The sequence below is a fragment of the Rhizobium leguminosarum bv. viciae genome, from assembly GCF_012276115.1.
Lineage (GTDB): Bacteria > Pseudomonadota > Alphaproteobacteria > Rhizobiales > Rhizobiaceae > Rhizobium > Rhizobium leguminosarum_T.
In genome coordinates this window covers 32,844-44,184 of record NZ_WIEU01000030.1, presented here as the reverse complement: position 1 = coordinate 44,184, position 11,341 = coordinate 32,844, and the positions used below count along the sequence as shown (strand labels likewise).

The window sequence follows — 11,341 nt, the reverse complement described above, 5'->3', positions numbered from 1 at the left end:
CTGTCTTAAATGACCATATATGGTCAAAATAGACAGTGGCGCCGACGGAATCAAGTGGAAAGGCGTCCAGACGCTTTGCCATGCCGACATTGCATCAGGATTTGCTTAAATGTGACTGATTGGGCTCAGTGAGGCGAAAGCCTCTAAGAGCCGTACCCCATCTGAGACAGGGATGAGTAAGGCATTATATGATAGTCGTAGCCCCAGATGAGCCGGGGGACGAGTGGTGTCTGAAGTGAGCAAAGCTAGGCTGACGATAGCATATGACGGCGAGGCGGTCCGCGACGGGAGTATGGAGGTCCGCGACCTCGCACCGGCGTTATTGGCGGTTGGCCAGCTTTTCGACGCAGCGAACCACACTTTAAACGGCCCTGACGCTCCGAAGATGACCGTGAATGTGGTCGCCACCGCGCCTGGATCGTTCGAGATCGGGATTGACATCATCCAGTCTCTGTATGAACAGGCCAAGTTGCTGCTCAACGGCGACACCATTACTGCTGCCCTCAATCTCAAGGAACTCATCTTGACAGGAGTGGGAGGCGGCGTATCGCTCGTCTGGTTGCTCAAGCGCCACAAGGGTAAGAAGCCTGACCGAGTGGAACGGTTGAGCGAAGACACGATCCGCCTGACGTTCGACGGTCAATCGACCGACGTGCCGCTCGAACTGCTGCGGCTTTACCAGGACCTGTCGGTTCGCAAGGCGCTTGAGGGCGTTATCACCGACCCCCTTCGGAAACCGGGCATCGACCAGTTCAAAGTGATCGAGGGGAAGAAGGTGACCGAGGAAGTCGGTAAGAGCGAGGCGTCATACTTCGTCTCGCCCGAACCGGACGGCAAGGTCCTACTCGAAGATGTCCGCAAAGCGGCATTCTCAATCGTCTCTCTAGCGTTCAAAGAAGACAACAAGTGGCGTCTTCACGACGGTAACTCACAGATCAGCGCGATCATCGAGGACAAGGACTTCCTCTATAAGGTCGATCATCAGCAGATTTCCTTCACGAAGGGTGACGTGCTGGTTTGCCAAGTGCGTGTTACCCAAACCCAGACAGGCGGCGGACTCAAGACCGAATACGCGGTCATTAAGGTCGAGAACCACATCCGGCAGCCCCAACAGATGGACCTTCTGATCGAAGAACCAAAAGGCGATCATTCTGCGTAGTCGAATCTACCTCTGATTGACCTTGATTGTTGCCCGTGCAAGATCAGGACGCAACTGGGGCCGCAAATGATCAAAGAAATGCTGACATGGGAAACCAACTCGACGCTGACCTATCCTGGGAAGGATAACAGAGTAATGAGGTTTCGTGAGGATTGGCGGCCGATCCGGTTGATCCTGACGAAATATGAGGCAGTTTCATCCGTTAAGTCATTTGATACCGAGTTTTCGCTAGATGAACTCCCGGGAGAGGACTGGAAGCCTCTTACGGAAGAGGCTCAAAAGAAATATCGCGAGCTGCGGAAAGCGGAGATCAAAACAGCCAAGGATCCCGTCACCTACCGTATTTCGGGCCGAGCTCAGTTTGCTGACCGGGATACCGTCACCGTTGGCGAAGTGGCAGGGTATCCAGATAAACAAATGGAAAAGGTAGAAACAGGATTCAGCAAGACGTTCGACAAGGTACACGTCACCATCGCGGCAGGTGATCAAGATGCCCGTGACCATTTTCGATTCATCGCGAACAGCGAGCACCTAGACGAAGAGCTGTATTTTGGTGCGGTTATTCAAAAAGACAAAATGCGGCAACTCATGGCTGACATCAGACTGAGTAAAGAGCTTCCTCCTCTGGAGCTATCGATCAAGGTCCTGCTTTTCGAAGATCAAATTGACAGCTGGACATCAACCTGGCGGGGCCGGAGCAATTACTTCCTACCGGCTGCTCCAGGTTGGGGACACGCGATCCTTGTGGATGCATCGATAAAGTGGGGCGAGCAAGAAGGTTATTTCTCGGACGAGGAGAACCAGAAGATTGACGAATCGATGGGCATCTATACGCCGGAACGTCAGCTGCAGAAAACGCTCCAGAACCTCGAGCGTGGAGTGTGGACGCTCATTACCGTCATGATTATCGCGGCCTGCTCCTTCTATTTTCGTCGATAGCAGCTCATCGCCAGTCGAGGCACTTCCGCGGAACAATACACCGCTGCACCGTTGGCTTGGTAATCTGGGTAGTGATGGCAATACATCTTTTCCAATCTTTCCCGCGCCGCACTGTCATCAACCGGAACGAGTCCCGAAGTGATTCGTTGAGTCGCGTGTCCAGCGTGAGGGGGCTGCATCATGAGCAGGCGACGAAGCTTCAAACCGGTGAAGATCACCATCAATGGCAAGGTGAGAACCGTCTACAATGTCGTTCAGGCCGGCAATACCTTGCTGAATGACTGGCCCGAGCAGACGCCGGCGGCCAAGGTGGCCGAGCGGCTTGTGCTTGATGTGTTCAACGATGCCGCCGGGCCGGAGCAGGTGCGGCGGGCATTCATTACGGCGGCCAAGGCCAGCGACATCAAGTTCAGCTCCTGATCGGCGGTGTCTGGCAAAGCCTTGGCTCACTTCCATGATACCTGTTCCTGGTTTCGCAGGTCCCGGCTTTTGAACTGCGTCTCCATCCAGGCGGCCGTAACAATGGCCGCGAGGAAGCCGAAGGTGAGACAGGCGATGGCCTGGATCCGCCACGAGATGAAGGTGACCGGCACCGGGGTGGTAGGCTTTTCAGCGCATTCGCCGGGCGGGCAGGCGCAGCCGGAAAAGGCCTTGATCAGGCAATCGCTCATGACGCGCCGCCTTTCACCGTGTCGATGGCGGCGAGGATCTTCCGGTGAAGCGGGCAGCCGTGATCTTTGCTGCCGTCGAAGAAACGTTCAGCCTCCACCAGCGCCTTCAGCAGATCGGGTGCCCCGGCGGTGACGCTGGCCTTGGCGCGGGTCTTTTTGCTTGCTCCGGCCAGTGGGGCGGCAGGAAGGGAAGGGCTCTCGGTTGAACCAGGTGTTGGGTTGGCGGCAGGCATCTCCGTTCCCCTCAGGCGTAGAATTGATCGTTATTGGCGATGCCCATGATCTCGCGGGCATAGCGGTAATGCTCCTCGACGGAAGCCGCCGCCCCGCGCAGCCAGGACGGGCCGCGGATTAAATGTTCGGGACGGCGGAGGAACGCAAAGCCGAGCGCGCCCATGCGCTGGGCCTCGATCGCCATATAGGCGCGGCAGTCGCCGATCGTCTGTGCGCCATTCCAGCGGGCATCCCGCCTGCTTTCCTCGGTCTCGATATTGCGGATGTGCTGCATTGCCTGTCCTCTCGCCCATTTGATCAGCTTGAGGAGAAAGGTATATATAATACCCTATCACGTCAATGATGAGAGGTATAAAAAATACCTCAGTGATTGACGAGGTACGAATCGTAGGTTTATGTCTGGGGCCAGTGATTGGGCGACCGGGTGCAACTCCCGAGCTGACGAAGCCCAGCGGCGCGGGAAGCGAAAGTCCTTAAGTGCGCTGTCAGAAAATCAGGACGAGGGCGAAGCGAATGGCCCCTCTGGCACGTGTCCCATCCCGGCTCCGGCCTTCAGGACTTGGCCAATGCTCTCCCGGCTTCATGGGCTTTGCTCATGGGGTAGGGGGAAGCTTTGGCCGGAACCCTCCCTCACCAGCCTTCAGGAACCTTCTCCTCCCAAGCCTAAGAGAGAGGATAGAGAACTGAAGTTGGAGTATGAAGCTACGAGAAAAAAGGAGGCCGGCCATGCGCAACGAAATCGAAATCACCGACGAGGTGATCGAGGCGGGTCTGGATGCCATCCGGCAAGGTTCGGAACTAAATCCTAAAGACCGTAGATCTCCCGCGCGGCGCTGAACGCCAGGAGAAACACTGCGAAAGTTACGATATAGAACCAGATTCTGCCGGCGCGCGATGTCGGTTTCAGCATCTTTTGCCCTTTATAAGACGTTTGAATCATTGAGATATTCTTTAACGGACGACCTGACGTCGCGACGTTATTGGCAATCGCTTGCCCTCAGGTCGAAACTCGACTGCCCATCCTTGAAGGCGTAGTTGTAGACGGCGAGTTCGGCCTCGCCCGAATCAAGCTTCGGCTTCCAGAAAGAGCACACGGACGGGGCAATGCCTGATTTCATAACGGCCCCATCCGTTAAAGGGAGGGAATCGCTCAGACGGTAAAAATATCGGACCGTCTTCCCCTCGACAGAGATGCGCTCAAGAGTGGTAATGGCGTCTATCTTCTGCGGCAGGTTAGCGTTCGCCTCGTCATTCTGGATTCTGGGAATGACGATCAGTTTGGTGACTTGGCTTGAACTGGCAAGAAACAGAACAACAATGATCGTTCTCGCGTTCGGAAATCGCTTGGCCGCCAGATGGCCGACAGCCGCGCCGATCGCCCCGAATATCCCCCCAACCAGGCCGTAAACAACCGGCGCCGGCCATGTTCCCATAAAAGCAAGCATTTCCCCTCCAATGTTATCTTCTGCTGATCTGCCCGGCAGCTTGGTGATGTGCGCACACGGGTGCCGGTAGTACACCCAAAAACGGTGAGATCCTCAAGCGCGCCCGGCATGGAACCTCACATCTCGATGATCGATCGGCGGACGCGGCCGACGATGGTGACGGCGCCCTGGAATTCCGGCGGCGGCACGTCTTCGTAGGACGCCGGCTGGAAGGGCGGGTCGTCGTTCGGGCGATAGCGCTTGTAGGTTGCAGCCCCCGTCTCGTCGGCGACGACATAAAGCGCGTTCGGCGCCAGGCGCTTGTCGCGCAGATTGACGAAAATGATCGAGCCGGGCGGCGAGATCTTGTTCATCGAATTGCCTTCGACCTCGAGCGCGATCCATTCGCCATCGGGCAGATCGAGGGCGGCGACCGTCGGGAATTCCGAAAAATCGGTGATCGGCGCCTGCTCGCTCAGCTGGCCGGCGCTGACCCAGGAGATTTTTGGCACGTCGGCGACGGAGGCGGGCAGCTCATCCGGATCGAGCGCGTTGCCGGCGCCGAACTGCAGCCAGTTGAGATTGACCTTGAACGCGCGGGCATATTTCTTCGCATCGGCAATGCCGAAGCCGTTGCGGCCGGATTCATGCGCCTTGTAGACATTGGCATTCCAGCCGAACCGATCGACGATCGCCTTCGGCCCGGCAAAGCCCGCATTCTTTCGGGCCATGACGAGGCGCTTTGCGCGTTCTTCGCGTTCAAATTGTTCCTGCTCTTTCAACATGATATAAAAAATACCCTAAAATAAGGTACATGTCATGCCCTAATGCGCTTGACATATCGGGTATTAATTGTACCCTAATCGCCATGACACACAGAGACATCATCAACAACGGTCGAGCCTTTCGGACTGGGGAGACCATGGCATGAGGTTCACCATCTCAAGCGAAGAGAAGCTCGCCATGGACGTCATGCCGACCGGCGTCGTCATTCACCGGCCGCAAGGCCCAAGGGGAGGGCGCATGTCCGTGATCCCCGTTCGCAACGAGGATATCCCCTTCCTCGCCAAGGCCCTGCAGCAGGTGCTGAACGCCAACCGGGAGGTGGAGTCGCTATGACCATCTCCACCGCAACACCCGCCGGCGAGTTCCAGCGCCGCGGAGCCCGCTACACCGGCTGCTCGATCTGCGCAAAGGCGCTGTCGATCGCCGAAGTGATCGAGCGCCATTGCGAAAATTGCGGCCGGCCGACGCGCCTGGAAGACATACGGGAAATGATGATCCCGCCCGGCACTCTGCCGATCTCCAACCCCGATAGCCCAGCCCCTCCCTGAAGGCTATCGGCCGCTGGCGTCGTCGCCCTCCCTCGGCGACGCCAGCCCGCCCAGGCGGCGGCCTGGCAGACGACCGGAGCCTTTGCTCGCGCAAGAGCCGGCTCCGGTCGTCACCGATGAATTTGAATCAAGCACGTGACGAGCCACCCGCTTCGGCGGGAACGGCGGACCGCGTTCGAAATCGGAAAGAAAGATCAAGCGATGAGCATCCAGGCCGAGGCCGCGCCAGCGCAGCAAAGCACTGATATGAACGCGCTCGAACTCTTCCGCACCGGCCGGGACTACATCGAAATATCGGCCATCCTCGGCACGTCGGTGCCCTCGGTGGAACGCGAGATCCACCGGCTTCGAAGTGCGGAAAAGGGCGACACCGCCCAGCAGGACCATGGCGGCGAGATCCGTCGGTTCGTCCGCCGCCCCGTCAGGCCTGGCGCCCCGGTCAATTTTACCCGGCGGGCGACGGAGGCTGCGGGTTTGAGGCCAACCATTCATGGGGCCGTGGCGGCCGGAAGCCGGAAAGGCACATCGCATGGCTAAGGACACGGTGAGTGAGGAGATCATGGAAATCCTCCGCCCGGTGCTGGGGGAGGAACTGGCGGCAGCGATCATCGAGCATCGCAAGCGCACGCTGAAGAAGCCGCTGACGGTCTATGCCGCGCGGATGCAGGCCAGGGAATATCTGATGACCGGCGATCCGGTCGGCGCCGCCGAGATGCAGATCTTCCGCGGCTGGCAGGCGATCAAATGCGACTGGTACCTCAAGGAGAAGGCGAGGGAAGCCGGGTCGATCAACAGCAGCATGAGAAGGACAGCAGTGGATGCCGCACGAGATTTCCTCTCCGGTGAAGATCATAGCTGGGATGCTTTCGGGTTTCCCGGCATCCGCAGGCACTGATCCCGACATGCAGATCCGCGCCTATCTCGTTGCGATCGAGGGCATCCCACTGGAGGCTGTCTGGCAGGCCGCCAAACGCTTCATCTCTGGCCAGGTCAGGGATCATAACCGCGCTTTCGCCCCGAGCTCAGCCAGTTTCGCCGAGCAATGCCGCAATCAGCAGGCGGCGATCGAGGCGGAGAGCCGGCCGCGCATGGAGGCAGAGCCCGAGACGCCGCAGCCGAAGGTGCCGGCCTACAAGATGCAGTTGCTGCGCGACGCCGCCAATGGCAGCCGCAGCGCCAAACGGGAGCTGGCAAAAATGTTCCCCGACAACCCGATCATTGCCAGGGCCGCACGACACGAGGAGGCAGTGAGATGACCATCACCTTTTGGACGGAAGACAAGATCGTCAAGGCGGAAAAGCTCTGGAAGGAAGGGCTGTCGGCGAGAGAAATCGCCACCCTGTTCGGCTCGAAGAAGAACACCGTCATCAACATGGCGCATCGCAACCGCGACAGGTTCCCCTCCAGGCAGGACACCTGGCATCCGCATCCGAAGGCGGGCCCGCCCGTCCAGCCGATCCGCCACCCCGACCGCGTGACGCGGGTGACCCTGTCGGGCGCGCACGTGACAATGCCGCGCGTGCCCAGCATCGATGGGCCTGCGGAGCCATGAGCCAAGTGACCCCACGCGAAACCGAAGTGATCCGCTGGATGGCGGAGGGCAAGACGGCGGCCGAGATCGGCACCATTCTCGGCATCTCGCCGATCACCGTGAACACGCACATCGCCAACGCCAAGATGAAGCTCGGCGTCTTCAAGGAAACGGCGCTGGTCGCCGCGGCACTCAGAAACGGCATCATTCGATAGAAGGACGATCAGCATGGGCGGCAAAGCCACCAAGGTGAAGACAGGGCGGGCAAACAGGGGCGCCGGCCGGCCGCGCAAGGAAAATGTCGAGCGTTTTCCCTGCGGCAAGATCAAGCCCTTCGAAACCGAGAAGGACAATATCAGCGTCGCGATCTCAGCCCGCCGGCGCATCCACGGCTTCGGCAGGACGGTTGATGACGAGACGGTCAGGAGCCCCTTTGCCGGCTACACCCTCGGCCGCATGTTCCTCGACGGCCTGATCACCGCCGAGCAGCGCCAGGCCGGCGACGACTATGCCGAGACCATCGCCCGCTACCACAAGACCACAGGCATCCCGGCCCCGAGCCCGAGGGCGCAATCGCTGTTCTCCGTCAAAGGCCATGAAGGCGAGCAGACCGAAACCTTCGCCGACCGCGCCCGCAAAGCCAGCAACCGCATGATGGCCCTGCAGGGCATCCTGCTCCGCTGCCCGGATGGCCCGCAGGTGCGCAGCATGGTCTATAACGTGACGGTGATGGATTACGAACACTTGCGCCAGATGCCGCCGCAGCAGTTGCTGTGGCTGCGGCGGGGGTTGACGGCGTTGCGGGGGTGAGGAGCGGTTGATGCGGTGGTTCACCCCCCTGTCTTGAGCCGTCGGATTTGCGGCTACGACTGTGTCCGGCGGTGTTCCAAGCTGAGCCACAAACGGACATTGCTTCCATTACGTTGTTAGGCATACTCAATTTCAATGTCCGCACGCCCGTCGAGAATTCCAATCATATCTTCAACGACCTACGAGTACGTATGAATTTCTTCGCTGTTATACTGGGCGTGCTCGCCATCTGCGCCCTGCTGTTCATAGCAGCCATCGCAATTCTCTTTATTGGGCTGCGACGCATGTGGCGACGGACGCGGCCTAACCAACTCGTCCCGAGAACTCTCATTATAGCTTTTGGCCTAGGGGCTATCGCATTGCCCTGCGTTGCCCTCAAAATTAGTGAACGAAACTCCGTTCTCGCACGCGTTCCCAAACCACTCGAAGTGGCGGAGATCGAATACCGTCTGGAAGAATCCTGGGGTGTCGGTTTCATGCCCGGGGACAACGAGACCGGTTTCGTTGTCTATCGGCTGACCGATGACAGCGCAAACTGGGCACGAAAACAGGGCAGCCAGTTGGGCAACATGCTGGAGGGGGCAAAAAGAGCGTGGCGTGAAACACCGGTGGACGACAGTAGCGACCAAATAGCGATAGGCCAATGGCATCACTACGACCGCGATCCGGATATGATGGCAGTTGAGCGCCCTAAGCACCACCCTCCGACAATATTCGAATATCTAGAGAAGTACGGCTTCACGATCTCAATTGCTCAAGGGCGGGATCACGAAGCCAACCAGTCGATACAGTCAACTGGATCGTTTTACTCCTACGGAAAAGGCGGCAGTGTCACGATCATTGATCCGGGCCGGGGTAAGGTTTATTTCGCTTACGCTGGATGAGCATCCATGACCGTTCGCCATTGCTGTATTCCCCAAAGCTCACCCCACCCTCCGTCTTCCTCGGGCTTGACCCGAGGATCCACGCCCGCCTCCATCAGCAACGGCCTGAAGACACGGGCGGGAGCGGGGACGAGGGGCATGCTGCGACGTCTCGATTCCCTCTTCTCCCCAGCGGGGAGAAGGTGCCCGTAGGGCGGATGAGGGGACCGCGGAAGCCGGTTTTTCAACAACGTCATGCGGGCTTCGGCCGCTGCGGCATTGTCTCTCGTGTGTGCTGGGGCACGGCGTTGCAGGACAGGTTCTACGGGAGGGTGTGCCGGGTGGCCCCCTCATCCGCCTGCCGGCACCTTCTCCCCGAGGGGAGAAGAGACTTGCGGTAGCCTCTCCGTTCCCATCGGTCTCAGGACGGTAGAGTCTAGTCCGAAAGATAGGTGGATTTTCACAGTTGTTGGCGGTGTACTTGCCGCAGAGCTCACCCCACGCTCCGTCTTCCTCGGGCTTGACCCGAGGATCCACCTCGGCCTCCATCAGCAATGGGCATGGATCCCAGGCTCAAGGCCTGGGATGACGGAGGTTGGGGATGCGTTTTCGCCAAACTCCCGGCGGATCGAGCCGAAACCCGGCGCGAGCAATAGCGGACTTTGGTCGACGTCTGATGAACCCTTTTCGTTGCCGCTCCATGAGAGTATTTTGCTCCCAAACTGTCTCAACTTGGCGCTGGAGAGTGCAGTGTTTGCGGACGGCAGTCGCAGGTTTCTGCTCTTTTTGGCCGTCGCATCGTGTCCGCTGACGTTCGCGCCACAATTGGGTGCGGCAGACGACACCGTTACGATCGACAGCGGCATGCTGAAGGGTGAGAGGTCGGGCACGGTCGTCAGCTTCAAGGGCATACCCTATGCGGCACCGCCGGTGGGTGATCTGAGATGGCGCAATCCGAGACCAATGGAGGCATGGAGCGGTATCAAGGATGCCCGCAATTTCGGTCCGTCCTGCATGCAGGCCGGTGATCTGCCGAAGTCAGAAGATTGTTTGACCCTCAATGTCTGGACACCCGCCAAACCTTCCCGGACACCCTTGCCGGTGATGGTTTGGATTTATGGCGGCGCTCTTGCCGAGGGAAACACCCCTCAATATCCCGGTGACCAGCTCGCCGCCCGGAGAGTTGTGTTCGTCAGCATGAACTACCGTGTAGGCCGGTTAGGCTACTTTGCCCATCCGGCGCTGATGAAGGAATCCCCTGACGAGCCCGTCGGCAATTATGGTTACATGGACCAGCTTGCAGCCTTGAAATGGGTCCAGCAGAATATCGAAGCCTTCGGCGGCGATCCGAAGAAAGTGACGATATTCGGAGAGTCGGCCGGTGGCGGCTCGGTGATGGCGCACATGATATCGCCACTGTCACGGGGGCTTTTCCGCGGCGCCATTCTACAGTCACCGGGTCTTCCTAGCGCGCGTGCTGAGAGTACGCCTTTGTCAACTTTGAAAGAAGCAGAGAAAACCGCGTTGGACTATGCGGCTTCTCTGGAAATCAATGGCAGCGATGCCGACGCTCTCATGGCCCTTCGGGCGCTGCCTGCAGAAAAGCTGACCGAAGGTGCATCGGCACACGACGTGCTGGCGGGAATGTCGACTGGCAAGCCCGTCCTCGGCGTCTCGGGCCCGATTATTGACGGAAAGTTTTTGCTCGAAACGCCGGAAGCGGCTTTTGCGGCAGGCCGCCAAGCGCCAGTTCCCGTCATCGTCGGGGCAAATGATCGAGATCTCGGTCTCGGTCAGGCCGCGACGAAAGACGATCTCTTTGCGCTGTTCGGGAAGCATTCAGCCGAAGCCCGCACCCTCTACGATCCCACGGGCCAGCAGACGCTCGATGAGCTGAAGCAGCAGGTTCTGGCCGACAAAACGCTTGTTGAACCATCCCGCCACCTCGCTGACGAGATGATCCGCGCTGGTCAGCCGACGTGGTGGTATCGTTTCTCCTATGTCGCCGAGGCTCTCCGCAACGATCCGGCATGGAAAGGCGCTCTGCACGGCTTCGAAATTCCGTATACGCTCAACATTCCAGACGCACTGGTGAAAGACAAGGTTACACCTGCCGACTGGGCCATGGCCACATTGGCGAGTGCTTACTGGGTCCAATTTGCAACGAGCGGTGATCCCAATGGAGGCTCACGGCCAAAATGGCCTCACCACGACCCCTTCGTCCACAGGGTCATCGACTTCACCAATCACGGCGTGACGTTCGCAGCCGATCCGCTGAAGCCAAGGCTCGACCTCTGGCAAAGGTATTGGGAGGAAAAGGAGTGACGGGGGTCGGTGCGTCGGCGAAGCCCCATGTCAGGCCCCCAAAGAGACGGC

At 59.0% G+C, this 11,341-nt stretch carries 17 protein-coding genes and 1 pseudogene; 13 read left to right on the top strand and 5 right to left on the bottom strand.

Features of this window, described 5'->3' with window-relative positions; genetic code table 11:
• Positions 1-226 precede the first annotated feature (226 nt).
• The 3 genes from GFM02_RS31990 to GFM02_RS31980 all read left to right on the top strand — a co-directional run bounded on the left by GFM02_RS31990 (position 227) and on the right by GFM02_RS31980 (position 2,518).
• Positions 227-1,159 carry a hypothetical protein gene (locus GFM02_RS31990; protein ID WP_168323909.1) on the top strand — a complete coding sequence of 311 codons (933 nt, stop codon included), beginning with the start codon at positions 227-229 and terminating at the stop codon, positions 1,157-1,159.
• Between the two features lie 66 nt (positions 1,160-1,225).
• The gene (locus GFM02_RS31985) at positions 1,226-2,098 is read left to right on the top strand and encodes a hypothetical protein (RefSeq protein ID WP_168323908.1); all 873 of its coding nucleotides are present in this window, start codon (positions 1,226-1,228) and stop codon (positions 2,096-2,098) included.
• A 180-nt stretch (positions 2,099-2,278) separates the two neighbouring features.
• On the top strand, positions 2,279-2,518 hold the full coding sequence (locus GFM02_RS31980; RefSeq protein WP_003557262.1) for a DUF982 domain-containing protein: 240 nt from the start codon (positions 2,279-2,281) through the stop codon (positions 2,516-2,518).
• 26 nt (positions 2,519-2,544) lie between these two features.
• On the opposite strand, the gene GFM02_RS31975 is transcribed toward GFM02_RS31980, so the two are convergent.
• From GFM02_RS31975 to GFM02_RS31955, 5 genes are all read right to left on the bottom strand, one after another.
• Complete coding sequence (locus GFM02_RS31975) at positions 2,545-2,769, bottom strand: hypothetical protein (protein WP_168323907.1); 225 nt, start codon at positions 2,767-2,769, stop codon at positions 2,545-2,547.
• Positions 2,766-3,002 carry a hypothetical protein gene (locus tag GFM02_RS31970; RefSeq protein ID WP_168323906.1) on the bottom strand — a complete coding sequence of 79 codons (237 nt, stop codon included), beginning with the start codon at positions 3,000-3,002 and terminating at the stop codon, positions 2,766-2,768. Before GFM02_RS31970 ends, GFM02_RS31975 begins: the two co-directional genes overlap by 4 nt.
• A gap of 11 nt (positions 3,003-3,013) precedes the next feature.
• A complete protein-coding gene (locus GFM02_RS31965; protein WP_017963219.1) occupies positions 3,014-3,277 on the bottom strand; it encodes a hypothetical protein in 264 nt (87 codons plus the stop codon).
• A gap of 703 nt (positions 3,278-3,980) precedes the next feature.
• Positions 3,981-4,448: a hypothetical protein gene (locus GFM02_RS31960; RefSeq protein WP_027668505.1), complete on the bottom strand. Its 468-nt coding sequence runs from the start codon at positions 4,446-4,448 to the stop codon at positions 3,981-3,983.
• Positions 4,449-4,564: 116 nt separating this feature from the next.
• Positions 4,565-5,212, bottom strand: a complete 648-nt coding sequence (locus GFM02_RS31955; RefSeq protein WP_164579381.1) for a S24 family peptidase — start codon at positions 5,210-5,212, stop codon at positions 4,565-4,567.
• A 142-nt stretch (positions 5,213-5,354) separates the two neighbouring features.
• Between GFM02_RS31955 and GFM02_RS31950 the strand changes: the two genes are divergently transcribed.
• From GFM02_RS31950 to GFM02_RS31905, 10 genes and pseudogenes are all read left to right on the top strand, one after another.
• The gene (locus tag GFM02_RS31950; protein ID WP_018240998.1) at positions 5,355-5,546 is read left to right on the top strand and encodes a hypothetical protein; all 192 of its coding nucleotides are present in this window, start codon (positions 5,355-5,357) and stop codon (positions 5,544-5,546) included.
• Positions 5,543-5,761 carry a hypothetical protein gene (locus tag GFM02_RS31945; protein ID WP_168323905.1) on the top strand — a complete coding sequence of 73 codons (219 nt, stop codon included), beginning with the start codon at positions 5,543-5,545 and terminating at the stop codon, positions 5,759-5,761. The genes GFM02_RS31950 and GFM02_RS31945 overlap by 4 nt, the downstream gene beginning before the upstream one ends.
• A gap of 201 nt (positions 5,762-5,962) precedes the next feature.
• Positions 5,963-6,239 (top strand): annotated as a pseudogene (locus tag GFM02_RS31940) (sigma-70 family RNA polymerase sigma factor).
• 51 nt (positions 6,240-6,290) lie between these two features.
• Positions 6,291-6,656 carry a hypothetical protein gene (locus GFM02_RS31935; RefSeq protein WP_168323904.1) on the top strand — a complete coding sequence of 122 codons (366 nt, stop codon included), beginning with the start codon at positions 6,291-6,293 and terminating at the stop codon, positions 6,654-6,656.
• Entirely contained in the window at positions 6,622-7,017 is a 396-nt protein-coding gene (locus GFM02_RS31930) for a hypothetical protein (protein ID WP_168323924.1), read from the top strand. Before GFM02_RS31935 ends, GFM02_RS31930 begins: the two co-directional genes overlap by 35 nt.
• Positions 7,014-7,313: a GcrA family cell cycle regulator gene (locus tag GFM02_RS31925; protein ID WP_025393570.1), complete on the top strand. Its 300-nt coding sequence runs from the start codon at positions 7,014-7,016 to the stop codon at positions 7,311-7,313. Before GFM02_RS31930 ends, GFM02_RS31925 begins: the two co-directional genes overlap by 4 nt.
• Positions 7,310-7,507 (top strand): response regulator transcription factor, encoded by a 198-nt coding sequence (locus GFM02_RS31920; RefSeq protein WP_129418254.1) that lies wholly within the window; start codon positions 7,310-7,312, stop codon positions 7,505-7,507. The genes GFM02_RS31925 and GFM02_RS31920 overlap by 4 nt, the downstream gene beginning before the upstream one ends.
• Positions 7,508-7,520: 13 nt before the next feature.
• Positions 7,521-8,102 (top strand): hypothetical protein, encoded by a 582-nt coding sequence (locus GFM02_RS31915; RefSeq protein ID WP_168323903.1) that lies wholly within the window; start codon positions 7,521-7,523, stop codon positions 8,100-8,102.
• A 191-nt stretch (positions 8,103-8,293) separates the two neighbouring features.
• Positions 8,294-8,986, top strand: coding sequence for a hypothetical protein (locus tag GFM02_RS31910; protein ID WP_168323902.1), 693 nt, complete (start codon positions 8,294-8,296; stop codon positions 8,984-8,986).
• 729 nt (positions 8,987-9,715) lie between these two features.
• Entirely contained in the window at positions 9,716-11,290 is a 1,575-nt protein-coding gene (locus GFM02_RS31905; protein WP_168323901.1) for a carboxylesterase family protein, read from the top strand.
• Positions 11,291-11,341: the final 51 nt, after the last annotated feature.

Bases quoted from the DNA above. Each gene is read 5' to 3' on its own strand.
- GFM02_RS31985 (WP_168323908.1), top strand. From the start codon at position 1,226: ATGATCAAAGAAATGCTGACATGGGAAACCAACTCGACGCTGACCTAT.
- GFM02_RS31980 (WP_003557262.1), top strand. From the start codon at position 2,279: ATGAGCAGGCGACGAAGCTTCAAACCGGTGAAGATCACCATCAATGGC.
- GFM02_RS31975 (WP_168323907.1), bottom strand. From the start codon at position 2,769: ATGAGCGATTGCCTGATCAAGGCCTTTTCCGGCTGCGCCTGCCCGCCC.
- GFM02_RS31970 (WP_168323906.1), bottom strand. From the start codon at position 3,002: ATGCCTGCCGCCAACCCAACACCTGGTTCAACCGAGAGCCCTTCCCTT.
- GFM02_RS31965 (WP_017963219.1), bottom strand. From the start codon at position 3,277: ATGCAGCACATCCGCAATATCGAGACCGAGGAAAGCAGGCGGGATGCC.
- GFM02_RS31960 (WP_027668505.1), bottom strand. From the start codon at position 4,448: ATGCTTGCTTTTATGGGAACATGGCCGGCGCCGGTTGTTTACGGCCTG.
- GFM02_RS31955 (WP_164579381.1), bottom strand. From the start codon at position 5,212: ATGTTGAAAGAGCAGGAACAATTTGAACGCGAAGAACGCGCAAAGCGC.
- GFM02_RS31950 (WP_018240998.1), top strand. From the start codon at position 5,355: ATGAGGTTCACCATCTCAAGCGAAGAGAAGCTCGCCATGGACGTCATG.
- GFM02_RS31945 (WP_168323905.1), top strand. From the start codon at position 5,543: ATGACCATCTCCACCGCAACACCCGCCGGCGAGTTCCAGCGCCGCGGA.
- GFM02_RS31935 (WP_168323904.1), top strand. From the start codon at position 6,291: ATGGCTAAGGACACGGTGAGTGAGGAGATCATGGAAATCCTCCGCCCG.
- GFM02_RS31930 (WP_168323924.1), top strand. From the start codon at position 6,622: ATGCTTTCGGGTTTCCCGGCATCCGCAGGCACTGATCCCGACATGCAG.
- GFM02_RS31925 (WP_025393570.1), top strand. From the start codon at position 7,014: ATGACCATCACCTTTTGGACGGAAGACAAGATCGTCAAGGCGGAAAAG.
- GFM02_RS31920 (WP_129418254.1), top strand. From the start codon at position 7,310: ATGAGCCAAGTGACCCCACGCGAAACCGAAGTGATCCGCTGGATGGCG.
- GFM02_RS31915 (WP_168323903.1), top strand. From the start codon at position 7,521: ATGGGCGGCAAAGCCACCAAGGTGAAGACAGGGCGGGCAAACAGGGGC.
- GFM02_RS31910 (WP_168323902.1), top strand. From the start codon at position 8,294: ATGAATTTCTTCGCTGTTATACTGGGCGTGCTCGCCATCTGCGCCCTG.